Below are 25,985 nucleotides of genomic sequence, written 5' to 3'. Positions count from 1 at the left end.
CATACCGATTAACCGGAGCCATCTTTCGATGCCTAGCGACAGTAGTAGTCGATTGCCTTTGCCGTCAGTAGCATTCGTGCACTAACCGACTCCTGTCGGCTCGCCACGATCCGCTACGACGGCGGATCGACCGGAAAGGCGAGCTATAATGAACATCAACAGCTTTCCCATGCGGGCCAGCAATGCCGCTCGCGCATTCATCAATAACAATCGCGCCGTCACCATCGCGGAACGTGTCGAGGCTCTGAACGCAACAGACGTGGCAGAGGCTGCCCGCATTCTCGCCAAAATGCCGGAAGAGCGCGCCGTGCGCATTCTCGACCGGCCGGAACTGCGCAACGCACCCGCCATTCTCGAAGTCATGGGCAATGCGGATGCCGCACGCCTGCTGCATGGCATGTCAAACGACCGCGTCGCCGACGTGCTGCTCGAAATGGATGTCGACACGCGCGCCCGTCTCTTCGCAACGTTCGACGAGCATGCAAGGCAGGCGATTCAGAGCCTGATGGGCTATCCGCCGCGCACGGCCGGCGGCATCATGACGACGGAATTTGTCAGCGTTTTCGCGAGCTGGACCGTGGCCCAGACGCTCGACCACGTTCGCCAGGTCGAGCGTTCCCGCGAAACGGTCTATGCCATCTATGTGCTCGATGACGAAACGCACGTGCTGCTGCATGTCGTGACGCTGCGCCGTCTCATCACAGGCGAGCCGGATGCCTGCATCCTGACCGTGGCCCAGAAGGGTGTGCCGGTCACGGCACCGCCGCTGATGAAGCAGGAGGACGTCGCCCGCCTGATCCGCCGCCACGATCTGCTGGCGCTTCCTGTTGTCGACGACAAGGGCCATATGCTCGGCATCGTCACGGTCGACGACGTCATCGACACGATGATCGCCGATACCACCGAGGACGCCCAGAAGTTCGGCGGTATGGAAGCCCTCGGCCAGCCCTATATGAAGATCAGCTTCGCCGGCATGATCCGCAAGCGCGCCGGCTGGCTTGCAGCCCTCTTCCTGGGCGAAATGCTGACCGCAAGCGCCATGCAGCATTTCGAAGGAGAGCTGGAGAAGGCTGTCGTGCTGACGCTCTTCATCCCGCTCATCATGAGCTCGGGCGGCAATTCCGGCTCGCAGGCGACATCGCTCATCATCCGGGCGCTGGCGCTCGGCGAACTCAAGCTCTCGGACTGGTGGCGCGTGGCCTTCCGCGAGCTGCCGACGGGCATCGTGCTCGGAGCGATCCTAGGCCTTGTCGGCTTTGCCCGCATCGTGCTCTGGCAAAATATCGGCCTCTTCGACTACGGCCCGCATTGGCAGCTGGTCGCCCTTACGGTTTTCGCTGCCCTCATCGGCATCGTCACCTTCGGCTCGCTCGCCGGCTCGATGCTGCCATTCGTCTTGCAGAAGCTGCGGCTCGATCCGGCCAGCGCATCGGCGCCCTTTGTCGCGACGCTGGTCGATGTCACCGGCCTGGTGATCTATTTCTCGGTCGCGCTGCTGATCCTCAGCGGCACGATGCTCTGAGAACAATCAGATTCTCATCGAAAAGGGGCCAGCGATGGCCCCTTCTATATTTTCACTCCGGCTGCTTCATTCAGGCTGCGGCAGCTTCAACGCACCATTGGTTTTGATGGTGCGGATTGCAAAGTTCGAACGCAGGTCGACCACGCCGGGAAGAACAAGCAGCTTTTCCGACATCACCTTTTCATAAGCCGCAAGATCCTCCACCACGACTTCCGCCAGGAAATCGGCCGTGCCCGAAATTAGATGACAGGCGACGACTTCCGGAATGGCGAGCAATGCTGCCTGCTGCGTCTCGGAATTCTCCTTTGAATGATGACCGACCTTGAGTTCCACGAAGACCGTGAGGCCGAGGCCGGCCTGCTTGCGGTCGATATCCGCGCGGTAGCCGCGCAAGAGCCCGGATTTTTCCAGATTGCGGATGCGCCTGAGGCAGGGAGACGGCGAGAGATTTACGCGCTCGGCAATCTCGACATTGGTGGCGCGCGCATCCTCCTGAAGGCAGTTGAGGATCGCAATATCGAATTTATCCAGTTTTGGCATTTCCGGGAAACTCAATCTTGAATTTTGGCAGATCATTGCTCATAGCACGGTTTTGGAGCCATAACTAGCAAGGACATGCCTCGGCCTTCGGAGCTATCTTCTCTTCATTCGAAAGATAACCGGATCGTTGGAAAGGATATGTCGATGACCGCTTTGTCTCTCTCCACCCGCAAGGCAACCCCCACCATGGTCGGCTATGCAGGTGCCATCGTGACCGTCCTGATCTGGGCAAACTGGATTCTTGCCACCCGTCATACAGCCGAAACGCAGATGGGCACCATCGATCTCGGCCTGATCCGCTACGGCGTGCCGGCCTTGGTGCTGGCTCCCGTCTGGTGGCGGACAGGCCTGCTGCCGAAGGGCGTACCTTTGAAGCTGCTGGCGCTGATGGTCTGCGGCTCCGGCGCCCTCTTCTTCCAGCTCACCACCTTCGCCATCCAGTTCACGCCGGCATCGTCGGCCGGCATTCTGCTCGGCGGTTCCATGCCGCTGGCAGCAGCCCTGATCGGTATGGCTTTGTTCCGCGAACGGCTCGACATCACGCGCTGGCTCGGTCTTGGCGGCATCGTCGCCGGCGTCGTCATCCTGCTTGCCCGCAGCCTCTATGGCGTGCAGATTTCCTGGGAGGGCTTTACGCTACTGCCGCTTGCTGCCCTGCTCTGGGCAACCTATACCCACGCCTTCCGCCGCTCCGGGTTGAGCGCCGTGCAGTCGAGCGCCATAATCGCCGTCTGGTCGTTCCTGATCCACGTCGCACTGGCCGCCATCTTCGGCAGCTCGCTTGCCTCGGTGCCTCTGCCGGAAATCGGCCTGCAGATCGTCAGCCAGGGACTGCTCTCCGGCCTTGCCGCCACGCTTGCCTATGGTCTTGCCGTCCAGGCTCTCGGCGGCACGCAGGCCGCAGCCTTCACCGCCATCACCCCCGTTCTTGCCACGATCGGCGGCGGCTTTCTGCTCGGTGAGGAAATCGGAATGGCCGGCATTGCAGCCGCAATCGTGACCGGCATCGGCGTTGCCCTTTCCACAGGCCTGCTCGCTCGGAAGGCCATTCAGCACTGAATCGCATCTTGCGGAGATATGGAGCGGTTCAGCGAAGTGCTGCGCCGCTCTTTCTATTTGCCCCTGCAATTTACGAAACAAGAGTCAAAATCGAAGCGCCATGGCCACACGCCTCGCCGGATCGGCACCGTGGGCAATCTCATTCTCAAGGATCTGCGTGAGAACGGCCGGCCTGTCATCGTCATTCAGTATGCGAAACCCCATCGAGGCATAGAACGGCGCGTTGAAGGCCGCTTGCCGATCTGTCGTCAGAGTGACGCCTGCGGCATTTTGAGCCCTGGCCGCTTCAATCGCAGCCTCCATCAGCCGGCGTCCCACACCTCGCTTCTGCCAACGCCTGACGACATCGACTTCGGCGATGTGAACCGAGCCATCTTTCATAACGCCGGCCAGAAAGCCGAATGGCTGATCTTCATCGTCGACGGCAACCAACAGCAAGCCTTCCGCAAGGGATTGCTCCAACACGTCGAGAGGCAGCGACGTCGGCTCGCAGGCGACCGCGCCGGCCTCATGCAGAGCCCAGAAGGCATCGATCTCGATGGCAGCGAGCAGATGCAGTTCGTCGTCCCTGGCCGAACGGATCGTCCAGGCGCCTTGTTCGATCTCCGTCATCGCATCTCACATATTCGGATAGACCGGTCCCTCGCCGCCCTGCGGGGGAACCCAGTTGATGTTCTGGTTCGGGTCCTTGATGTCGCAGGTCTTGCAGTGGACGCAGTTCTGGGCGTTGATGACAAAGGTTTCCTTGCCGTCTTTTTCGACCCATTCATAGACGCCGGCCGGACAGTAGCGCGTCGACGGACCGGCGAAGACATCGTGCTCCGACGACACCTGCAACGCCATGTCCCTGACCTGCAGATGCACCGGTTGATCTTCCTCGTGGTTGGTGTTCGACAGGAACACCGAGGAGAGACGGTCGAAGGTCAGGACGCCATCCGGCTTCGGATAGTCAATCTTCTGGTGCTGGGCGGCAGGCTCCAGCGAGGCGGCATCCGTCTTGCCATGCTTCAGCGTGCCGAAGAAGGAGAAGCCGAACAGCTGGTTCGTCCACATGTCGAGGCCGCCGAGCGCCACGCCGACCGCCGTGCCGAACTTCGACCAGAGCGGCTTGACGTTCCGGACGCGCTTCAGGTCCTTGCCGATATCTGACTGGCGCCATTCGTTCTCGATCTCGATCACTTCGTCATTGCCGCGACCGGCCGCGATCGCTTCGGCGATCTTGTCGGCCGCCAGCATGCCCGATAGCACCGCATTGTGGCTGCCCTTGATGCGAGGCACGTTGACGAAGCCGGCCGAGCAGCCGATCAGCGCGCCGCCGGGGAAGGTGAGCTTCGGCACCGACTGGTATCCGCCCTCCGTGATGGCGCGGGCGCCATAGGAGATGCGCTTGCCGCCTTCGAAAGTGCCGCGGATCGCCGGATGCGTCTTGAAGCGCTGGAACTCCTCAAAGGGATAGAGATAAGGGTTCTTGTAGTTGAGGTGCACGACGAAGCCGACGGCGACGAGATTGTCCTCCAGATGATAGAGGAACGAACCGCCGCCGGTCTTCATGCCGAGCGGCCAGCCGAAGGAGTGCTGCACGAGGCCTTGTCTGTGGTTCTCCGGCTTGACCTGCCAGAGTTCCTTGATGCCGATGCCGAACTTTGGCACGTCGCTATCCCGCGCCAGATCGAACTTGGCAATGAGCTGCTTGGCGAGCGAGCCGCGCACGCCTTCGCCGATCAGCACATATTTGCCTAAGAGCGCCATGCCGCGCGTATAATTCGGGCCGGGCTCGCCATTCTTCTCGATGCCCATGTCGCCGGTCGCGACACCGATGACGGTACCCTCGTCATTATAGAGCACTTCGGTCGCGGCAAAGCCGGGATAGATCTCGACGCCGAGGGCTTCAGCCTTTTCGGCCAGCCAGCGACAGACGTTACCGAGCGATACGATATAATTGCCGTGATTGTTCATCAGCGGCGGCATCAGAAAATTCGGCAGGCGGACGGAGCCGGCGGGGCCTAAGAACAGGAAGTGGTCCGATGTCACCTCGGTCTTGAAGGGATGCCCCTCCTCCTCGCGCCAACCCGGCAGCAGCCGGTCGATGCCGATCGGATCGACGACGGCGCCCGACAGGATATGCGCGCCGACCTCGGCTCCCTTCTCGAGCACGACGACGGTCAGATCCGGATTGATCTGCTTCAGCCGGATCGCAGCCGACAGGCCCGCGGGACCTGCGCCGACAATCACAACGTCGAATTCCATGCTCTCGCGTTCCGGCAGCTCGCTGGCGTCTGTCATTCATCTTCTCCGCTTGGCCGGCGTCCGATGATCTCGGACCACGGCCTCATCCCCTTTGGGCGTCTTCCCCGTTTCGGTTATCTCTTGTCAAAATGGGAGGGGATTGTCGAGCCGGGAAGCGACAGGCAATCCCCCAATTCGCCCAACACGTAAAACAAGTTAAATTACTCTTACGTTAACGTCAATATTCCGCTAGTATTTGCGACCACCTGCGAAGTGCGCCTTCCATAGTCCTCCGATGGCTCTATAAATGCCGATCAGACAATCCGAATGGCATGAAGGGTGATCAGGATGGATCTTGGTATTGGCGGAAAGCGCGCACTGGTGCTCGCGTCGTCGAAGGGGCTGGGCCATGGCATTGCAGTGGCGCTCGCCCGCGAGGGCGCGAATGTCTTGCTCTGTGGCCGAAGCGGCGACAGGCTCGAGAACAATTGCAAGGCCATCAATGCCGAAAGCAAGGGTCGGGCAGACTGGATCTGGGCCGACCTCAATGACGAGAACTTCGTGGATGTCGTCACCAAGGCAGCCATAGAGAAGCTGGGCGGCATCGATATCCTCGTCAACAATAGCGGCGGCCCCACTCCGGGGATGACGGAAGATATGACCGCCGAACGGCTGGAGACGTATTTCATCTCGATGGTGTCACGGATCATCACCCTGACCAATGCGCTCTTACCAGGCATGAAAACACAAGGCTGGGGACGTATTCTCACCGTCGCCTCATCCGGTGTCATCGAGCCCATTCCCAATCTCGCGCTTTCCAACACGCTACGCCCGGCGCTTGCCGGCTGGAGCAAGACGCTGGCCAGCGAAGTGGCCGCGCATGGCGTCACGGTCAACATGCTGCTGCCGGGCAGCATTGCGACCGACCGGCTGGCGGAGCTCGATACCGCGACGGCCAAGCGCGGAGGCAGGAGCCTGGAAGATGTCAGCACCGAACGCCAGCAGCGCATCCCGGCCGGCCGCTACGGACGCGTCGAGGAGTTCGCCGCTACGGCAGCATTCCTCTGCAGCCAACCGGCAAGCTACGTCACTGGCACCATGGTTCGCTGCGATGGGGGAGCTGCTCGCTCACTTTGAGGTCGCCACCGGCGAACAGTGCAGGCCCTTGCAATAGGGCCTGACAACACAATTCCGTGAGCGGCGCGACGTTTCTTTACACGCTGCAGCACGTCTCCGGAGTATAAATGCTGCCTCAGGCTGTTTTTCCTGCCGAATATTACGCAATGGCAATCAAAAAATAGTCATTTGACTGTTTGCTGCACTGCACAAACAGAACCTATTCCAAAGCTTTCCAAGCTTTAATTTTTCGCCTTCCGGAACTGTGATAAATTGCACGGCATCAGCGTTCATGAATTCGCGTAAAAAGGGACAGAATTACCGAACGTTAGCGGCGACGGCTATGTGATGAACTGCAGCGAGGCGCGCCTTTGTTGTGCGGCGCAGCAGATACACTTCACCGTCACCGCGCTTCCTGCAACAAGCCCCGACCGGTTCTTTAAATATGAAAAAACTTTGGCTTCCCCTCGGCCTTCTTGTCGTCGCAGCCCTTGCAGCATGGAGCTATCGCGACCGTATTCCTTTCCTTTCCGCCTTTGTCGATCAAGCCTCCGCAGAAACCAAAGATGCCGGAAAGGCGGCAGGCAATCAAAAGCACAAGGCGCTGTCTTCCGTCGTCAAGACGGCCGCGGTTGAGAAGAGAACTCTGCCGAACGATATTACAGCAACAGGCTCGGCTGTTGCGCAGAATACGACGACCATCGCCGCGCAGGAATCCGGCATCATTACATCGATCGAAGCGCAGGACGGCGTGATGGTGAAGGCCGGCGACCTGATCGCCAAGCTCGATGCTCGAACCGCGCAGGCCGCCGTCGACAAGGATCAGGCGACCATAGTCAAGGATCAGGCGACACTCGTGGCGGCGGAAGCCGCGCTCACCCGAGCCAAGAGCCTGCTCAACAATGCCGGAACGCAGCAGACCGTCGATCAGGCCGTGGCGGCCCGCGATACCGCGGCGGCCGACGTCAATGCCGACAAGGCCCAGCTCGCGTCCGATCAGGTTCTCCTGGAAAACACTGAGATCCGCGCCCCTTATGACGGACGTCTCGGCAATGTCGTTCCGAGCCCCGGTGCCTATGTGACGCCGGGTACTGCCATCGTGACCATTACGCAATACAATCCGATCTACGTGCAATTCCACATGCAGGAGAATCAGCTGCGGGAATTGGAGGAAGCGATGAAGGCCGGTACCGTGCCGGTCAGCACCGTTCCGAATTCGAGCAAGGGCAAATCCCGCCAGGGCGCAGTCAGCTTCTTCGACAATTCCGTGGATACCGCCTCCGGCACCATCCTCGTCAAGGCAAAGTTCGACAATGCCAATGGCGCGATCTGGCCTGGCAGATCGGTCAACGTCGTCGTTCATCTGACCGATAACGAGCCCGTGATCGTCGCTCCGACCGTTGCGATCAGCCCCGGCCCGGATGGCTTCTATGCCTATGTCGTCAAGGACAACAAGGTTCATTTGACGCCCGTCACCGTGGAACGGCAGAACGGCAGCTTCACCGCAGTCGCCAAGGGACTTTTGGAAGGCGATCATGTCGTCACTGAAGGACAGGTGCAGCTGATCGACGGACAGACGGTCGTCGAGCAATTCAATGACGAAAAGCCTGAAAAGGTGGCCGCCGCCAACGATCAATCGAGCCAGAAGAGCGAAACGATTTCCGTTGGAGCACAGCAATGATCCCGCAATTCTGTATCCAGCGGCCGGTCGCGACCACACTTCTGGCGTTGGGTGTAGTCATGGCCGGCCTCGCCGGCTATCAGCTGCTGCCCGTTGCCGCCCTGCCCCAGGTGGATTTTCCCACCATCAACGTTTCGGCACAGCTGACCGGCGCTTCGCCGCAGACAATGGCGACTTCAGTCTCCACGCCGCTGATCAAGCAGTTCGAGACCATCCCCGGCATCAGTGAAATCTCGGCCACGAACTCGCTCGGCAATACGAGCATCGTGCTGCAGTTCGATCTCAACCGCAGTATCGATGCCGCCGCGGCCGACGTTCAGGCCGCGATCTCGAATGCGACGCGTCAATTGCCCAACAATCTGACGACCCCGCCGGGCTACAGGAAGACGAATCCGGCCGACGCACCGATCATGCTGCTTGCTGTGCAGAGCGATACCATGCCGCGCAGCAAGCTGGACGAAATTGCTGAAGATATCATTTCACCGTCGCTGTCGACGCTTCCGGGCGTTGCCGAAGTGACCGTCTATGGTGCCCAGACCTATGCCGTGCGTGTCGAAGTCGATCCGGACAAGCTCTTGGCGCGCGGTATCGGGATCGATACCGTCAACACCGCCATCGTCAATGCCAACAGCCAGGTTCCGGTCGGCACTCTGCAGAACAACAAGCAGAGCATGACGCTCAATGCCAACACGCAGAATACCAATGCCGCGCAGTTCAAGTCGCTGGTCATCGCCAATCCCAATGGCGCGCCGATCCATCTGAGCGATGTCGCCAACGTTCAGGACAGCGTGCAGAACATCAATGCCGGCTCCTGGTATGACGGCAAGCAGGCGATCATTCTCGCCATCCAGCGCCAGCCGGACGCCAATACGGTCGATGTGGTCGATGCGATCAACGCCAAGCTGCCGCAGCTCCATGCGGAAATTCCGGCTTCGGTGCAGACGCATATCATGAACGACTCGGCTCAGCCGATCCGCGACGCGATCAAGGACGTCAAGTTTACCTTAATGCTGACCATCGGCCTCGTCGTGCTGGTAATCTATCTGTTCACCGGTCACGTCACGGCCACGATCATCCCCGGCCTTGCCGTGCCGTTGTCGCTGATTTCGACCTTCGGCATGATGTATGTGCTCGGCTATAGCATCGACAACATATCACTGCTGGGATTGACGCTCGCCGTCGGCCTTGTGGTGGACGACGCGATCGTCATGCTGGAAAACATATTGCGGCATGTCGAAGACGGGATGCCGGTGCTGCAGGCGGCGATCAAGGGATCGGCCGAAGTCAGCTACACCATCATTTCCATGTCCATCTCGCTGATCGCGGTGTTCATCCCGATCCTGCTGATGGGCGGCGTAGTCGGCCGTATCTTCAACGAGTTCGGTATGGTGGTTGCCATCGCTATCGTGTCTTCAGCGGTCGTGTCGCTCACGGTCACGCCGATGCTCAGCTCGCGTCTTTCGGCGGGCCATAACCAGCCCCCCTATCCGGTACGCCTGTTCAACCGCGGCTTCGACTGGACGCAGCGCGGCTATGACAAGGGCGTCGCCTGGTGTCTGCGCAATCGCGGTTTCGTTCTCCTGAGTTTCCTCGGTTCGGTCGCGCTTTCGGTCTATCTCTTCATGGTGCTGCCGGCCAGCTTCTTTCCGACCGAGGATATCGGCCGCCTGCAGATTTCCACCCAAGCGCGTCAGGACATCTCCTATCCGGCGATGCGCGACCTACAGAACCAGGCCGCAGCACTCGTCAGGCAGAACCCAGCCGTCGACCATGTCATGTCCATCGTCGGCGGCAGTGTGCGCCAGCCGCTGAACAACGGCACCATGTTTGTCCAGCTGAAGCCGAAAGAGCAGCGGGCACCGCTCGATCAGACGCTGCGTGAATTGCGGTCCAGCATCGGCACCATCGCCGGCCTGAAGGCCTATATTACGCCCCAGCAAAGCCTGCGCTTCGGCGGCCGGCAGACCGCCAGCCAATATCAGCTCATTATCCAGGCGCTGAGTGCCGACCAGACCAACCTCTGGGCCAACAAGATGCTGGATGCAATGCGCCGCGATCCGAGCTTTACCGACGTCGCCTCGGACGAGCAGAACAACGCTTTGCAGGCCAACATCGTCATCGACACCGAAAAGGCAGCACAATACGGAATCAACAACAATCAGCTGCGCACCACGCTGGAAGAAGCGTTCGGCGGCTATGACGCCGCACAGATCCAGACGACGGGCGACAGCTATGACGTTATGGTCGAATTCGACACCAGCAAGCCCTGGGACGACCAAAGGCTCCAGGATATCCACGTTGCTTCATCAAAAGGCGCGCTGGTTCCCCTGTCCGCTTTCGCTCATGTCCAGCGCACCACCGGTCCGGTCACCATCAACCAGACGGGCCAGCTCGTGTCGACGACGGTTTCCTTCAACCTGCCGGCCGGCGAAGCGCTTGGCGATGCCACGGCGAAGATCGATCAGATCAAGAAGGACATCAACATGCCGGCGGACATCTTCACGTCCTACGGCGGTACAGCACAGATCTTCCAGCAGTCGCAGGGCAGCACGCCCTACCTGATCCTGGCTGCCGTGCTGACGATCTACGTGGTCCTTGGCGTTCTTTATGAAAGTTTCATCCATCCGCTGACCATTCTTTCCGGCCTGCCGGCTGCTGCTCTCGGCGCCCTTCTCGCCTTGAAGGTGTTCGGCTTCGATCTCTCGATCATCGCGCTTATCGGCTTGCTGATGCTGATCGGCATCGTGAAGAAGAATGCGATCATGATGATCGACGTCGCGCTGGAAACGCTGCGTTCGACAACAGGCATATCGCCCGCTGAGGCCATCCATGAGGCCTGCGTGCGCCGCTTCCGCCCGATCATGATGACGACCTTCTGCGCGCTGCTCGGCGCCCTGCCGATCGCGGTCGGCGGCGGTGCGAGCTCCGAACTCCGGCAGCCGCTCGGTATCGCCGTGGTCGGCGGCCTGGTGGTCTCGCAGCTTCTCACGCTGTTCATCACACCCGTCATCTTCCTGGAGATGAATCGCCTCAACGACTTCCTTGCCCGTCTCACCAAGCGCAAGGAGGCGGACCCGCATCACAAGGATCCGCCAGCGGCCATCGCCGCCGAATAAGGTCAGCGGGCGCCAAAAGGCGCCCGTTCTTTTGCCAGTTAACCGGGTGCGGAAGGGCTGCCGGCTGACGTCGCTGCGGGCAAAAATAAAAGCATCACCCCGGCTTGAAGTTGAAGCTTAGCCATGTCATGACGCGCCCTCTTTGCGACAGGGCGCGTCAGCGTCTCATAGGGGCTTGGCCCCAATCCAGACAATTTGGACGGAAGGGAGTGCGGGCATGGCTCGGGCGCTTGGTTTCGACTTCGGCACGACGAATACGGTTCTGGCGATGGCCGATGGACCCGCGACACAATCGGTCGCCTTCAACAGCGCTGCCGGCACGGCGGACAGCATGCGTACGGCGCTCTCTTTCATGAAGGATCCGGGATTGGGCGCGGCCGCACTCAAGGTCGAAGCCGGGCACGCGGCCATCCAACAGTTCATCGACAATCCCGGTGACTGTCGCTTCCTGCAGTCGATTAAGACCTTTGCGGCGAGCGCCCTCTTCCAGGGCACGCTGATCTTCGCCAAGCGCCACAGCTTCGAAGACCTGATGGAGATCTTCGTGCGCCGTCTGCGCGCCTATGCCGGAGAGGGATGGCCGGAGAATGTTTCGCGCATCGTTACCGGTCGGCCGGTGCATTTTGCCGGCGCCAATCCGAACCCTGCCCTTGCGACGGAGCGCTACAATGCCGCGCTCGCCCGGTTCGGCTTTCCGGAAATCCACTACGTCTACGAACCGGTAGCGGCAGCCTTCTACTTCGCCCAACACCTGAAGAAGGATGCGACCGTGCTGGTGGCCGACTTCGGCGGCGGCACGACCGACTATTCGCTGATCCGCTTCGAAACCCACGGCGGAAAGCTGACGGCGACGCCGATCGGCCATTCAGGCGTCGGCATCGCCGGCGATCATTTCGATTTCCGGATGATCGACAACGTCGTCTCACCGGCCATCGGCAAGGGCAGCTTCTTCAAGAGCTTCGACAAGCTTTTGGAAGTGCCGACCTCATACTACGCCAATTTCGGCCGCTGGAACCAGCTCTCGATCTTCAAGACCTCGCGCGAATATGCCGACCTGAAGACGCTGGTGCGCAGCAGCCTGGAGCCGGAGAAGCTGGAGACCTTCATCGAACTCGTCGAGCATGACGAAGGCTATCCGCTCTATCAGGCCGTATCGACGACGAAAATGGCGCTTTCGAGCGAGGAAGAGGCCGAATTTAACTTCCCGCCGCTCGGCAAGGCCGGCCGCAAGCACGTTCGCCGCGCCGACTTCGAAAGCTGGATCGCCGACGATCTCGCCCGCATCGAAGGGGCACTGGACGACGTGCTGACAACGACGAACACATCACCCGATGCGATCGACAAAGTGTTTCTGACGGGAGGCACCTCCTTCGTGCCGGCCGTTCGGCGCATCTTCACGGAACGCTTCGGCCAGGAGCGGATCGAGACGGGCGGCGAACTGCTGTCCATCGCCCATGGTTTGGCCTTGATCGGCGAGCGCGACGATATCACCCAGTGGACGGCCTGACATAGCGCCCACCCTGCCCTTTCGTTCGTGCACCGCTTTGGATAGAGTTCGCGCATGATTTCTGCCAGCGACCTCACACCGACCGAACTTGCCGCCCTCCTGCATTTCCATGCGGATGCCGGAGTCGACTGGCTGCTGGAAGATCAGCCGGTGGATCGGTTTGCCGAATTCGAGGCCATGCGCGCGGCAAGACAGGGCGCGCGGGCAGCGCAGCCTCGGCCTGAAGCTACAGCACCTGCGGCGCGGCCCCAAACCGAGCGCCGCCCGGCAGCTAAGCCAGCGGCATCTCCCGCAGCAGCGCCGCCGCGTGCGACGCCCGCCATTCCTGACGAGCAAGCTGTAGAGCAGGCCCGATTCGCCGCCGAAAGCGCGCGGTCACTCGGCGAGTTGAAAACTGCACTCGAAGCTTTCAACGGCTGCAATCTCAAGAACAGCGCACGCTCGACGATCTTTGCCAGTGGTACACCAGAGGGCCGCATCATGGTAATCGGGCCGATGCCGAGCGCCGATGACGATCGTGAGGGGGCGCCCTTTGCCGGCCGTGCGGGACAGTTGCTCGACAGAATGCTTGCCGCCATCGGCCTGAAGCGCGATGAGATCCTGCTGACCAACGTCATTCCGTGGCGGCCGCCGGGCAACCGAGCCCCTTCCCCACCCGAAATCGAGATATGCCGTCCGTTCATAGAAAGGCAGATTGCTCTGGCCGAGCCCAAGGCGGTACTTCTGCTTGGCAATTTCACCGCCCGGCACTTTTTCGGAAGTACTGAAACCATCCATGGATTGCGTGGAGAGTGGCGGGAAATAAGCGTTTCCGGTCGAACAATACCGGCCATCGCCAGCCTTCATCCCCAGGAATTACTGACCGCGCCGGTCAACAAGCGGCTAGCCTGGAGCGATCTTCTTACCTTCAAGAATTATATCACCGCTGAAATATTAGGCTGATTCTCCCAATTACTAACGAAACATGATCATGGTCATGCATTTTTCGCATGGCAGTCCTCCTCTGTTGTGCATTGCGGAATCAATGTTGCATTGCAATATATGCTGGTGTCTTGGGAGGAATCTCGAAAGGAACCAAGGCCATGACTGCACGTTTTCGTCCTATCCACTGCGGGTTTGATACCCTGCGCCGCGCGCTGGAGCCTGTGCGCGCGTCAAATGGACATCGCAACCTCGGCATCGCTGCCAATGAGCAGATGACCGCGCGAGGCACCGGGCTGTCGGCTCGTGTGAGCCGCCCGACGACGATCTTCGCCGATTTCCGCGCCTGCTAACCGACAGGCGCGACTAGGCCAGCAATCCAGCAAAAAAGTTTGAGTATCAGGAACGACACCATGTCTTCGGGTTTGCGTCCATTCATCGCCCTGTTCGATTCCGTCGGCCATATCGGCGCGGCGGTTCGCGCCGCCGAAGAATTCGAGCGTGCGCGCAACGTCAGCAAAGACGGCACCTTCCACGCACGAAGTGCGGCAGCCAGCATCCCACTTTAAGGATCGGGATCAGCCTCGGGAGGGTGATTGCGCCCAGGCAAAGGCCTCATCGACCGCCGCCAATTTTATGGCCTGCCAACCGCAATATTGATCGAGAAAATTGCGCGAGATCCACATCTGGGTCTTCTTGGATTCATACCAGCCGACATCGCCGCGATCAGCCGACTTGCGCAAAATACGTTGCAGATGCGTTCGCGATATCATGAAATGGGTCGCCAAAGCGCGCGCATCGACGTGACCGATATCGATCCGATCGCCCGCCTTCCCGTCGAGTTCGAGCCTCGACATGATGTAATCGATGACCAGACCTCCGGATTCCGTCCAAAGAAACAGACCGACACTCTCCGGCGGTTCGCGCCAAAGATCGGCTGCCAGGCAGGTGCGCGCCATACGCGGCTGCGCTAGGTCCAGGAGCATGGGTGAGGCAACTAGCGCGGCTGCGCGGCTGCCGTCGTCAATCAGATCGAGCGCCGCCAAATTGGCGAGATACCAACCGAACATTCCCGAATAGGCGGTTTCAGTCGGCACGTAACGCCGCGGGCGGCGAGCCGGCCCAGGTGCCAACTCCAGAAAGCGATAGGTCAACAACTCCTCGATAAAACTCAAGACCGTATTGCGGCTGGCAATGCGATAATGAGTGATGAGGTCACGCAGCGCGACGACAGTCAGCCCGGAGCGGGGATGCTCCGGATCATGTTCAAGATGGAGCGCATAGGCGGATTGGCTTAGCAGCCAGCGCTGATGTGAGGCGAGCATACGCGCAATCCTCGGACCGTTGTCGTAACGGTTACGCAATGTCTCGGAGAGAAAGCGCAAGGACGCTACGAACTTGGGATGGCGAGCAAGTTGCTCGATGGGAAAACTCAATCGGGCCTCCCTGGGCGCCCTTCTTAAAAAGCAGCAGAAAGTTGATGTTTCATTTTTATGAACAAACTTGCCGGAATCGATCATAATTCCGATATCTAATAGCATGCTATAGTTATGCAAGCTTGCCGATATCGCAAGAGGTTAAACGATAATTTACTTTAAATTATCGTTTCCTTACCGTAACGGTCAACATTTAACGGTAATGGAACCATGATGTTTAACCTAAACATTATGTTAGCAATTCTACTGTTGACCTGCAAATGCAGCTTCAGATTTTCTGTTTTTCATTCGAATAGCTGAAACGGGAGCGGCACATTGAGCAAATACTTACCGTGCCATAACAAAACAAATTGATGTTGCGATATGACTTTAACTTTGGTTCAGATTTCGATGTAATGATGCGGCCACTTTCGGTTCGAAGGAAAGCTTCGGACCGTGCCCGCCAAAGCATAGCCTGATCAGGATAGACCATGCGCACAGACACCGGCCAGATCATCAATCTGGCAGACTATCGCCCCACCGACTTCGTTCTGGAGCGCGTGGATCTCACCTTCGATCTCCATCCGACAGAAACTAAGGTAGAGACGCGGCTGATATTCCATCGGCGCGAGGGTGTCGATGCGAATGCGCCGCTCGTGCTTGATGGCGACGAGTTGGTTCTCTCCGGCCTACTGCTCGATCAGAGCGAGCTTCCGGCCGGACAATATGATGCAACGCCAGAAAGCCTGACCGTTCGCAAGCTGCCGGAAAGCGCACCTTTCGAACTGACGATCACGACCGTCATCAATCCGGAAGCCAACACTCAGTTGATGGGCCTCTACCGCACCGGCGGCATCTATTGCACGCAGTGCGAAGCCGAGGGCTTTCGCCGCATCACCTATTTCCCCGATAGGCCGGATGTGCTCGCCCCTTATACGGTCAATATCATCGCCGACAAGGAAGCAAACCCGCTGCTGCTGTCGAACGGCAATTTCCTCGGTGGCGCCGGCTATGGCGAAGGCAAGCATTTTGCTGCCTGGTTCGATCCGCATCCGAAGCCAAGCTATCTCTTCGCGCTCGTTGCCGGCGATCTTGGTGTCGTCGAGGACACGTTCACGACGTTATCCGGCCGTGAGGTGGCGCTGAAGATCTATGTCGAACACGGCAAGGAACCGCGCGCGACTTATGCCATGGACGCGCTGAAGCGTTCGATGAAGTGGGACGAAGAGCGGTTCGGCCGCGAATACGATCTTGACATCTTCATGATCGTCGCCGTGTCGGACTTCAACATGGGAGCGATGGAAAACAAAGGCCTCAACGTCTTCAACGACAAGTATGTTCTGGCCGATCCCGAGACGGCAACTGACGCCGACTACGCCAATATCGAAGCCATCATCGCGCATGAATACTTCCACAACTGGACGGGCAACCGCATCACCTGCCGCGACTGGTTCCAGCTCTGCCTCAAGGAAGGCCTGACAGTCTATCGCGATCACGAATTTTCCGCCGACCAGCGCTCGCGTCCCGTCAAGCGGATTGCCGAAGTCCGTCACCTGAAGTCGGAACAGTTTCCGGAGGACAGCGGCCCGCTTGCCCACCCGGTGCGGCCGACGACATACCGTGAAATCAATAACTTCTATACGACGACCGTCTACGAGAAGGGCAGCGAGGTCACCCGCATGATCGCGACGCTGCTTGGCCGCGATCTGTTCAAGAAGGGCATGGATCTCTATTTCGATCGGCACGACGGACAGGCGGTGACGATCGAAGATTTCGTCAGGTGTTTCGAGGATGTCAGCGGCCGCGATCTTACGCAGTTTTCGCTCTGGTACCATCAGGCCGGTACGCCGCTCGTCACCGCATCGGGCTCTTATGATGCCAATGCCAAGACATTCACCCTGTCGCTCGAACAGATGGTGCCGGCAACGCCGGGCCAGACCGTCAAAAAGCCGATGCACATTCCGCTCCGCCTGGGCTTGCTCGCCGAAGACGGCGGTCTCATCACGCCGGCATCCGTGACCGGAGCAGAGCTGACCGACGACGTGCTGCACCTGACAAAGAAGGCGCAAACGGTGACGTTCCACGGTATTCCCCAGCGGCCAGTCCTCTCGCTCAATCGCAGCTTCTCGACGCCGATCAATCTGCAATTCAGCCAGAGCACTGAGGATCTCGCATTGATCGCCCGCTATGAGACCGATCATTTCGCCCGCTGGCAGGCGCTGATCGATCTCGGCCTGCCCAACCTCTTGCAGGCGGCGCGAGATGCCCGCCAGGGTGCCGACATAACATGCGGCTCGGCCTTCACCGACGCCTTGCTGGCTGCCGCAGCCCATGAAAGTCTGGAACCGGCCTTCCGCGCTCAGGCGCTCGCCTTGCCGAGTGAATCCGACATTGCTCGCGAGCTTGGCGGCAACAATGATCCCGATGCCATCCATGCAGCGCGCCAGACGATCATCAAGCGCATCGCCGAGGCCGGAGAGGACGTCTTCACCGTGCTTTATGATGGCATGCAGACGCCGGGACCGTTCAGCCCCGACGCGGCAAGCGCCGGCCGCCGCGCCCTGCGCAATGCGGCACTCGGCTATCTGTCGCAACTGGATGAAACGCCGGCAAGGACTAAGGCCGCCTATGATGCGGCAAACAACATGACCGATCTCAGCGCCGCGCTGACCATTCTCGCTCAGCGGTTCCCCGACACAGTGGAGACGGCGGCAGCGCTTGCGCATTTCCGTGACCGCTTCGCGGACAATGCGCTCGTCATCGACAAATGGTTCGCCATTCAGGCCGCAATCCCGGGTGATGGGGCGCTGGAGCGCATCCAGCTGCTCATGGAAACGCCGCTCTTCAAGCGCACCAATCCCAATCGCGTCCGCTCGCTTATCGGCACTTTTGTCTTTGCAAATCCCACGGGTTTCGGCCGGGCGGACGGCGCCGGATACCATTTCCTCGCTGACGAAATCCTCGAGATCGATCAGCGCAATCCGCAGCTTGCCGCCCGCATCCTGACCTCGATGCGCTCGTGGCGGTTGCTCGAACCCGTCCGCGCCGATCATGCTCGCTCGGCGCTGTTGCGGATCGAGCGCGCCGCCGGTCTTTCGACCGACGTGCGTGATATCGTCGAACGCATCCTCAAGGAGTGATTTCGATCACCCGCCGCACCGATTTCAAAGGCTGATTTGCATCGGCCTTTTCAGCTTCAACGAGTCCAGAACGCGTGCAACTTACCGCTGCGTGTGTAAAATATGCTGAAATCGCAGATGGTTAAGAAAGTTTTACCGCACCCTCTGGACAAGCCGAATCACGAATGATTCATTAAGGCAGATTCGGGCGAGCGGCGCAGCGAATCACACGAGGGACAAGGCTAAAGCGATGGTGGACGTGCGGCGGGCAACCGCGGCCGATGGACGGCTGCGTGTTAATTTCGACGGTCTGAAATCCTGGCATAGCGGCGTTACTGATCGAACCGGAGTGCGGATGGAGACGATTTCGCGTCGTTTTCCGCAGACGGAACATATTCTCAAGCGCATCATCCCCGTCCTCATCGTTTCCTTCCTGATGGTCGTTGCCGCCTCGCATTTCTTCGGCATGATCACGGAACACAGCCGCATGGCGGCTTCCGCCCGCCGAATGACCTCGCTTTCCATCGCCGCAGCAGCCGCCGCCTTTTCGAACGATGCCAGCCTGTTCCAGGCCGGCGACCGCAACGGCGCGGAGCGGAAGCTCGCCTCCTACCTGCCGCAGGATCGGCTGGACAGCGGTGCCTTCGTCCTGCTGGTGCAGTCGAGCGGCCGTGTATTCGGCTCGTCGGCCGCCGGCTCCGGCTATATCGGCATGCTGGTCTCCGATTTCTTTCCGGAAGTAACGGCCATCCGCAGTTTCGGCGATCATGCCGGCGTGATCGAAACCATGATCGGCGGCGAGCCCTATTATGCCGCGATTTCCCTGATCGGCGACAAAGGCGATTTCATTCTGTCGGCCGCATCGATGGATGAGATCGAAAAGCTCTGGCGCGACGAGCTGACCCTGAACGTCACGCTCTTTGCCGGCATCTCCTCCATCCTGCTCGTCATTCTCTATGCCTACTACACCCAGGTAAAGCGCGCCCGGGATGCGGACGAAATCTTTCTCGAATCCAACCTGCGAGTCGAAACGGCACTGTCGCGCGGGCGCTGCGGCCTCTGGGATTTCGATTTCACCAGCCGCCAGTTCTTCTGGTCGCGGTCGATGTACGACATGCTCGGGTTGCCGGTCGCCGACCGGCCGCTCGCCTTCACGGACGCGGCGCGGCTGATGCACCCGGACGACAACAGCCTGCATATGCTCGCCCGCACCGTCACCCGCGGCAATGCCGGCCAGGTGGATCAAATCCTGCGCATCCGCCATGCCAAGGGACATTATGTCTGGATGCGCGCCCGCGCCCAGGTGATCCGGACCAATTCCGGCCGTGTCCACATGATCGGCATCGCCATGGACGTGACTGAGCAGCACAGGCTAGCCCAGCGCTATGCAGAGGCCGATCAGCGCCTGGCCGACGCCATCGAATGCACTTCCGAAGCCTTCGTGCTGTGGGACAAGAACGATCGCCTGGTCATGTGCAACGCTCATTTCCAGCAGGCATACGGCCTGCCGGACAATGTGCTCGTGCCGGGCACCGAGCGCGCCGTCGTCAATGCCGCTGCCGCACGGCCGGTCATCGAGCGCCGTATCGTCGACCCCGGCCGCTCCAATCACTCGCAGACGACGGAAGTGCAGCTTGCCGACGAGCGCTGGCTGCAGATCAACGAGCGCCGCACCCGCGACGGCGGCCTCGTCTCGGTCGGCACCGATATTACACAACTCAAGCGCAATCAGGAGCGGCTTCGCGAATCGGAGCGCCGGCTGATGGCGACCATCAACGACCTCTCGGCATCACGGCGCATTCTGGAAAAGCAGAAGGCGGAGCTTTCGACTGCCAACACCAATTATCTTGCGGAGAAGGAACGCGCCGAAGCCGCCAACAAGGCGAAATCGGAATTCCTGGCCAACATGTCGCATGAGCTGCGCACGCCGCTCAACGCCATTCTCGGCTTCTCGGAAATCCTGCAGGACCAGATGTTTGGTCCGCTCGGCTCGGCCCGCTACAATGAATATGCCAAGGACATTCACGACAGCGGCAAGCATCTGCTTAACGTCATCAACGACATTCTCGACATGTCGAAGATCGAAGCGGGGCATATGAAACTCAGCTGCGAGCGGATCAATCTCGCGCCGCTTATCGAGGAATGCCTACGGTTCACCCGCATTCCGGCAGCGCAGAAGAACATTCTCGTCGAGCAGCGCATCTCTTCCGACATCAAGCTGAGCGCCGACCGTCGGGCGATGAAGCAGATCGTGCTCAACCTGCTGTCCAATGCTGTAAAATTCACCAATGACGGTGGCCGTATCTCGGTTCGCACGCGCAGGATCGGGGATGCCGTCATGCTCGTTATCGCCGATACAGGCATCGGCATTCCGAAATCGGCCATGAGCAAGATCGGCCAGCCCTTCGAGCAGGTGCAGAGCCAATATGCGAAGAGCAAGGGAGGCTCCGGCCTCGGACTCGCCATTTCCAGATCGCTCACCGCCTTACATCACGGCCGCATGCGCATCCGCTCCCGCGAGGGCATCGGCACAGTGATCGCGATCCGCATACCGGATCAGAGCTGATCAGCTGCCGACCGTCGCCTGGAATACTTTTCGTACCGCTTTTGACAGGCGCTTCAGCTCCGCCTCCAGCGTGCGGATATCCGGGCAATCGCCGGCGCGGCAAATCAGCTCGATCAGGCCGGAAGGCGTGTTTTTCGGATCGAACGTACCGTCGATGCAAAGGCGGATAAGCTGCGACACTTCCGTATAGAGCTGCAGAGCCTCCAGGCAGACGTCCAGATCGTTGCGATCCATCAGGCTGCCGCCGAGCAGTTTCAGCGCTTCGGCCGTGCTGAGACCGTTTGCATCGATGCCAACGCCGCGGACCGACGCGATCAGCCGCAGATATTGCGCGATGAATTCGATATCGATCAGCCCGCCAGGGATAAGCTTCAGATCCCAAATGCTCTCCGGCGGCTTTTCCTGTTCGATCATGCCGCGCATCTCGCGAACATCCCTAGCGATCTTGGCGACATCTCTCTTTGTCGAAAGAACCTCGCCGATGACGCGCTCCGCATCGTTCACCAGCTCCTCGTCGCCGCAGATCAGCCGTGCCCGCGAAAGCGCCATATGCTCCCAGGTCCAGGCTTCCTCGCGCTGGTACTTCTCGAAGGAATTGATGCGCGTAGCGACCGGCCCCTTGTTGCCGGAGGGACGCAAACGCATGTCCACCTCATAGAGCACGCCCTCGGCCGTCGGCGCCGAAAGGGCTGCGATCAGGCGCTGCGTGATGCGGGTGAAATAGCGCGTCGCATCGAGCGGCTTCGGGCCATCGGATTCGCCTGCCGTGTCGTCGTAATCATAAAGCAGGATGATATCGATATCGGACCCGGCCGAGAGCTCGAAACTGCCGAGCTTGCCCATGCCGACAATGGCTACCCGGCCGCCGGGATATTCACCGTGCGCTGCGCGTATTTCCTTCATGACGGCATCCAGCGCCGCCTCGACAATCAGATCGGCGAGATAGGTGAAGGCGCGGGCCGCCATGGCCCCGCCGATCGCGCCCGTCAGCAGGCGAATGCCGATCAGGAAGCGCTGTTCAGATGCGAAGATGCGCAGCAAATCGAGCGTCTCTTCATAATGCCTCGCCGGGGCCAGGAAGCTTTTCAGGCGTTCGGCGAGATAATCGCGCGTCGGCAGCTCGGCCATGAGCCTTGGGTCAAGCATGCCGTCGAAGACATGCGGCTTAGCCGCGATGATTTCGGCAAGCCTAGGTGCCGACGACATGATGTTGACGATGAGCGAGAGAAGCGCCGGATTGGTTCCGAGCAACGAGAAGAGCTGGATACCGGCCGGCAGGCCGGAGATGAAGCTGTCAAAGCGCAACAAAGCCTTGTCGGCCCGCTTGCTTTCGCCGAAGACGCGCAACAGCTCCGGCGTCAGTTCCGTCAGCCGCTCGCGCGCTTCGACGGATTGCGTGGCGCGATACCGGCCGTAGTGCCAGGTGCGGATGACATTGGCGATATCAGACGGTCGCTCGAAGCCGAGGCGCCGCAGCGTCTCCAGCGTATCCGGATCGTCGCCCTGGCCGGTGAAAACGAGGTTGCCGGTTTCGCTCGACAGCTTTGTTTCCTGTTCGAAGAGGCGCGCATAGCGGCGCTCAACCGTCTTCAATGTCGTCACCAGTGCTTCGGAGAAAGCCGACACATCGGCAAAGCCCATCATATAGGCGATGCGCCTCAGCTCGGCATCGGTTTCCGGCAGCAGATGCGTCTGCTCGTCCCGCACCATCTGGATACGATGCTCGACATCGCGCAGGAACCAGTAGGCCGAGGTCAGCTCGTCGCGGGTTTCCGCATCGATCCACTTTGCCTCGGTCAATTCGGCAAGCGTCTGCTCCGTCGATCGGCTGCGCAAGGCCGGCATGCGACCGCCGGCGATCAGCTGCTGTGTCTGCACGAAGAACTCGATCTCGCGAATGCCGCCACGGCCGAGCTTGACGTTGTGACCTTTGACCGCGATCGCACCATGTCCCTTATGCGCGTGAATCTGCCGCTTGATGGAGTGGATGTCCGATATCGCGGCATAATCCAGATATTTGCGGAAGACGAAGGGAACGAGATCGCGGATGAAAGCCTGACCGGCGGCGATATCGCCACCGACGGGCCGCGCCTTGATGAAGGCGGCGCGTTCCCAGTTCTGCCCCCTACCCTCGTAATAGATCATCGCCGCGTCCACAGGGATCGCGAGCGGCGTCGAGCCGGGATCGGGGCGCAGACGAAGATCGGTGCGGAAGACATAGCCATCTGCCGTACGCTCCTGCAGAATCCGCACCAGCCGCCGCATCAGCCGCGGGAAGATGTCGATGGCGTCGTCGGGATCGGGAACGATGCCCGCGGTCTCATCGAAGAAGACGACCAGATCGATATCGGAGGAATAGTTCAGTTCTTCCGCTCCGAGCTTGCCCATGCCGAGCACGATTAGGCCGGAATTTTCGCTCGGAGTGGCGGGATGGGGAACTGTGATCTTACCGGCCTCATGCGACGACAGCAGCAGATGGTCGATGGCAGCTGAAATAGAGGCCTCGGCGAGTCGGCTCAGCCAACCGGTGGTCTGCTTGCCATCATAAATGCGAGCGAGATCGGCGAGTGCGACAAGGAAGGCAGCGCGGCGCTTGGCGATGCGCAAGCGGCTCATCACCTCGGATTCGGAAGGCGAAACTCCCCCGTCCTCCCCCGGCAGCCAGGCTTGCCGAGCTTCTTGGACCAATGCTTCGATCTGCGGCGACAGCGGCTTCTCGATGGCGGCGACCAGAAGAGACGGTTCGAGATTGGCGGTTTCCCGCAGATGAGGAGAGAGAGTGAGGGCAGCGACGACAAAATCCCGCAATGCGCTTTCGCCCGCTAGCAGATCGGCAATGACGGGCTCGCCTCCGGCGATCTGCTTGAGATCCGCCAGTACAGACTTCGTTTCCGTCTGGTTCAACGCCCGCGGCCGCCCGGCCGAGACCTCCCGCAGCAAATCGCTTTGCGTCGTCGTCATGCAGTTCTCCCCAAACAGCAAGCGGATACTGCAGGATTAACCTATTGTTTCTGCATGGGGAAGATCATGGTGACCGTTAATCCCTTGGCGGCTGGATTTTCGGAATCGGTATCGGAAAGCTCCAGCCGGCCGCCATGCAATTCCATCACGGCTTCCACCAGCGCAAGGCCAAGGCCTGTTCCCGGCTTGGAGCGGCTTTCGTCCAGCCGAAAGAAACGCTTGACCACATCGGCACGCTGATGGGCAGGAATGCCCGGCCCATGATCGGCAACGGCGAGCGTCACCGCGTCGCTCGTGCGCGCCAGCTTGAAAGTAATCGCCGGTTTTCCGTTGCAGCCCGACGCATATTTAAGGGCATTGTCGATGAGATTGAACAGCGCCTGGCCGATCAGCTCGCGGTTTCCTTGCACCTCGACTTCCGGCTCTATCTCGGCGGTGAGCGCCAGACCCGCCTCTTCCGCCACCGGCTCGTAAAGTTCCGCCGTATCGGCAACGATGGAGGAAAGATCGACCGCAGTCATTTCTGCGGCCACGGAACCCGCCTCGACGCGGGAAATCATCAAAAGCGCATTGAAGGTGCGGATCAGCTGATCGGATTCGCCGATGATGCCCTCAAGCGCTGTGCGGCGGCCTTCGCTATCGGCATTGTCGAGCGCATCGGCCGCCTTGTTGCGCAGGCGCGTCAACGGGGTCTTGAGGTCGTGGGCGATATTGTCGGAGACCTGCCGCAGCCCTTCGTTCAGCTTCTCGATGCGCTCGAGCATGGCATTCAGCGACGCCGACATCCGGTCGAACTCGTCGCCGGAACCGCCGACCGGCAGGCGCTGAGAGAGATCGCCCGCCATGATCTTGCGGCCCGCATCCGTCATCCGGTCGATGCGTTTCAGCGCGTTCCGGCCGATACCGAACCAGATGACCAATGCGCCGAGCCCCATAATCGCCAGTGCCAGCATCAGCGCCTGGCGCACAAGCACGCGGAAGCGCTCCGGCTCGCCGAGGTCGCGGCCGATGAGGATACGCAAGCCATTGTCGAGAATGAAGATATTGGCAATTGCCAGATGACGGCGCTCCGGATCGTTGGAGGCGTCGGTGTAGCGCTCGTAGGAGAAGGGAAGCTCCGTCCAGCCGGCCTGCCCGAGCACGCCTGGCTGTACGGAAGCGACGTTGCCGGCCAGGATGTCACCGGAAGGACCCGCAATGACATAGAGATTGGCACCCGGCTGGCGGGCGCGACGCTCCATGGTGCGCAGAAGCAGGTTCAGCCCGCCGATGTCATAGGCACGCTTGACCTGGCTGACCTCCTGCTGAACGGCATCGCGGATCTGCCCCGTCAGCAGCCGTTCGGACATGGCCGTGACGTAGAAGACCAGCGTCGCGGCGCAAAGCGAGAAAAGAAGGATGTAGAGGGCGGAAAGGCGGACGGCTGTGGACTTGAAGAGGACGCGGAAGCGACTCATCCCTCGTCCTTGATCATGTAGCCGGCGCCACGAATGGTCTTCAGCAGCGGCTGGCTGAAATCCTTCTCGATCTTGGAGCGCAGGCGCGAAACGTGGACGTCGATGACGTTCGTCTGGGGGTCGAAATGATAATCCCAGACATTCTCGAGCAGCATGGTGCGGGTGACGACCTGGCCGGCATTCTTCATCAGATATTCCAGGAGACGGAACTCGCGCGGCTGCAGCAGGATTTCCTTGCCGCCACGGCGCACCTCGTGCGAGAGGCGGTCCAGTTCCAGATCGCCAACACGATAGAGGACGTCCTGCTCCGGCGTTCCCTTGCGGCGGCCGAGTACTTCGACACGGGCAAGAAGCTCGCTGAAGGCATAGGGTTTCGGCAGGTAGTCGTCACCTCCAGCACGCAGGCCGGTGACACGATCGTCAACCTGGCCGAGCGCAGAAAGGATCAGAACCGGCGTATGCACGCCCTTGCGGCGCAATTCGCTGATAACAGACAGCCCGTCCCGACGCGGAAGCATGCGATCGATGATGGCGACATCGTAGGTGTTCTCGGTGGCCATGAAGAGACCGCTCTCGCCGTCGCTCGCGTGATCGGCGACAATGCCGGCCTCGCGAAACGCCTTGGTAAGGTAAGCCGCCGCTTCAAGATCGTCTTCGATGATCAGAATCTTCATGTGAGCGACATTACCTGCCGACGCTGCCTCGGCACAACCAGAATCGGGAGAACTCACGGCATGTTGGCTAGCGGTTGTCATCTTTCACCTGCCTTGGAACCAGTC

General features: G+C 60.1%; 18 protein-coding genes. 11 read left to right on the top strand and 7 right to left on the bottom strand.

Annotated elements, in window-relative coordinates; genetic code table 11:
• The first annotated feature begins 148 nt into the window (after window positions 1-148).
• Window positions 149-1,522, top strand: coding sequence for a magnesium transporter (gene mgtE, locus FHT85_RS10705; RefSeq protein WP_112412323.1), 1,374 nt, complete (start codon window positions 149-151; stop codon window positions 1,520-1,522).
• 66 nt (window positions 1,523-1,588) lie between these two features.
• On the opposite strand, the gene FHT85_RS10700 is transcribed toward mgtE, so the two are convergent.
• Complete coding sequence (locus FHT85_RS10700) at window positions 1,589-2,062, bottom strand: Lrp/AsnC family transcriptional regulator (protein ID WP_112335727.1); 474 nt, start codon at window positions 2,060-2,062, stop codon at window positions 1,589-1,591.
• Window positions 2,063-2,206: 144 nt separating this feature from the next.
• On the opposite strand from FHT85_RS10700, the gene FHT85_RS10695 reads away from it, so the two are divergent.
• Entirely contained in the window at window positions 2,207-3,121 is a 915-nt protein-coding gene (locus FHT85_RS10695; protein WP_112335726.1) for a DMT family transporter, read from the top strand.
• Window positions 3,122-3,205: 84 nt separating this feature from the next.
• Here the strand turns inward: FHT85_RS10695 and FHT85_RS10690 are convergent, their stop codons facing one another.
• Window positions 3,206-3,733 (bottom strand): GNAT family N-acetyltransferase, encoded by a 528-nt coding sequence (locus tag FHT85_RS10690; RefSeq protein WP_112412324.1) that lies wholly within the window; start codon window positions 3,731-3,733, stop codon window positions 3,206-3,208.
• Window positions 3,734-3,739: 6 nt separating this feature from the next.
• Entirely contained in the window at window positions 3,740-5,404 is a 1,665-nt protein-coding gene (locus FHT85_RS10685) for an electron transfer flavoprotein-ubiquinone oxidoreductase (RefSeq protein WP_112412325.1), read from the bottom strand.
• Between the two features lie 291 nt (window positions 5,405-5,695).
• Between FHT85_RS10685 and FHT85_RS10680 the strand changes: the two genes are divergently transcribed.
• The 7 genes from FHT85_RS10680 to FHT85_RS10650 all read left to right on the top strand — a co-directional run bounded on the left by FHT85_RS10680 (window position 5,696) and on the right by FHT85_RS10650 (window position 14,257).
• Entirely contained in the window at window positions 5,696-6,484 is a 789-nt protein-coding gene (locus FHT85_RS10680; RefSeq protein WP_112412326.1) for an SDR family oxidoreductase, read from the top strand.
• 424 nt (window positions 6,485-6,908) lie between these two features.
• Complete coding sequence (locus FHT85_RS10675) at window positions 6,909-8,144, top strand: efflux RND transporter periplasmic adaptor subunit (RefSeq protein ID WP_112412327.1); 1,236 nt, start codon at window positions 6,909-6,911, stop codon at window positions 8,142-8,144.
• Window positions 8,141-11,260 (top strand): efflux RND transporter permease subunit, encoded by a 3,120-nt coding sequence (locus FHT85_RS10670; protein WP_112412328.1) that lies wholly within the window; start codon window positions 8,141-8,143, stop codon window positions 11,258-11,260. Before FHT85_RS10675 ends, FHT85_RS10670 begins: the two co-directional genes overlap by 4 nt.
• Window positions 11,261-11,477: 217 nt before the next feature.
• Window positions 11,478-12,767, top strand: coding sequence for an Hsp70 family protein (locus FHT85_RS10665; protein WP_112412329.1), 1,290 nt, complete (start codon window positions 11,478-11,480; stop codon window positions 12,765-12,767).
• A gap of 54 nt (window positions 12,768-12,821) precedes the next feature.
• Window positions 12,822-13,709 (top strand): uracil-DNA glycosylase family protein, encoded by an 888-nt coding sequence (locus FHT85_RS10660; protein WP_112412330.1) that lies wholly within the window; start codon window positions 12,822-12,824, stop codon window positions 13,707-13,709.
• 140 nt (window positions 13,710-13,849) lie between these two features.
• Window positions 13,850-14,041 carry a hypothetical protein gene (locus tag FHT85_RS10655; protein WP_041677312.1) on the top strand — a complete coding sequence of 64 codons (192 nt, stop codon included), beginning with the start codon at window positions 13,850-13,852 and terminating at the stop codon, window positions 14,039-14,041.
• A gap of 60 nt (window positions 14,042-14,101) precedes the next feature.
• The gene (locus tag FHT85_RS10650) at window positions 14,102-14,257 is read left to right on the top strand and encodes a hypothetical protein (protein ID WP_183710616.1); all 156 of its coding nucleotides are present in this window, start codon (window positions 14,102-14,104) and stop codon (window positions 14,255-14,257) included.
• Window positions 14,258-14,266: 9 nt separating this feature from the next.
• Here FHT85_RS10650 and FHT85_RS10645 read toward each other — a convergent pair whose 3' ends face one another.
• A complete protein-coding gene (locus FHT85_RS10645; protein WP_112412331.1) occupies window positions 14,267-15,124 on the bottom strand; it encodes a hypothetical protein in 858 nt (285 codons plus the stop codon).
• 470 nt (window positions 15,125-15,594) lie between these two features.
• Between FHT85_RS10645 and pepN the strand changes: the two genes are divergently transcribed.
• Both pepN and FHT85_RS10635 read left to right on the top strand, forming a co-directional pair.
• The gene (pepN, locus tag FHT85_RS10640) at window positions 15,595-18,243 is read left to right on the top strand and encodes an aminopeptidase N (protein WP_112412332.1); all 2,649 of its coding nucleotides are present in this window, start codon (window positions 15,595-15,597) and stop codon (window positions 18,241-18,243) included.
• A gap of 229 nt (window positions 18,244-18,472) precedes the next feature.
• Complete coding sequence (locus FHT85_RS10635; RefSeq protein WP_112412333.1) at window positions 18,473-20,788, top strand: PAS domain-containing sensor histidine kinase; 2,316 nt, start codon at window positions 18,473-18,475, stop codon at window positions 20,786-20,788.
• Here the strand turns inward: FHT85_RS10635 and FHT85_RS10630 are convergent, their stop codons facing one another.
• Genes FHT85_RS10630 through FHT85_RS10620 form a run of 3 tightly spaced genes read right to left on the bottom strand, consistent with a single transcriptional unit; the run spans window position 20,789 to window position 25,961 of the window.
• Complete coding sequence (locus tag FHT85_RS10630) at window positions 20,789-23,749, bottom strand: bifunctional [glutamine synthetase] adenylyltransferase/[glutamine synthetase]-adenylyl-L-tyrosine phosphorylase (protein ID WP_112412334.1); 2,961 nt, start codon at window positions 23,747-23,749, stop codon at window positions 20,789-20,791. It abuts the gene before it with no gap.
• Between the two features lie 41 nt (window positions 23,750-23,790).
• The gene (locus FHT85_RS10625; protein WP_112335643.1) at window positions 23,791-25,206 is read right to left on the bottom strand and encodes a sensor histidine kinase; all 1,416 of its coding nucleotides are present in this window, start codon (window positions 25,204-25,206) and stop codon (window positions 23,791-23,793) included.
• A complete protein-coding gene (locus tag FHT85_RS10620; RefSeq protein WP_041677311.1) occupies window positions 25,203-25,961 on the bottom strand; it encodes a response regulator transcription factor in 759 nt (252 codons plus the stop codon). Before FHT85_RS10620 ends, FHT85_RS10625 begins: the two co-directional genes overlap by 4 nt.
• Between the last annotated feature and the right edge of the window lie 24 nt (window positions 25,962-25,985).

This window comes from Rhizobium sp. BK312 (genome assembly GCF_014193605.1).
In the GTDB taxonomy this organism is placed as follows: Bacteria; Pseudomonadota; Alphaproteobacteria; order Rhizobiales; family Rhizobiaceae; genus Rhizobium.
This window is presented reverse-complemented; position numbering and strand designations above follow the sequence as displayed.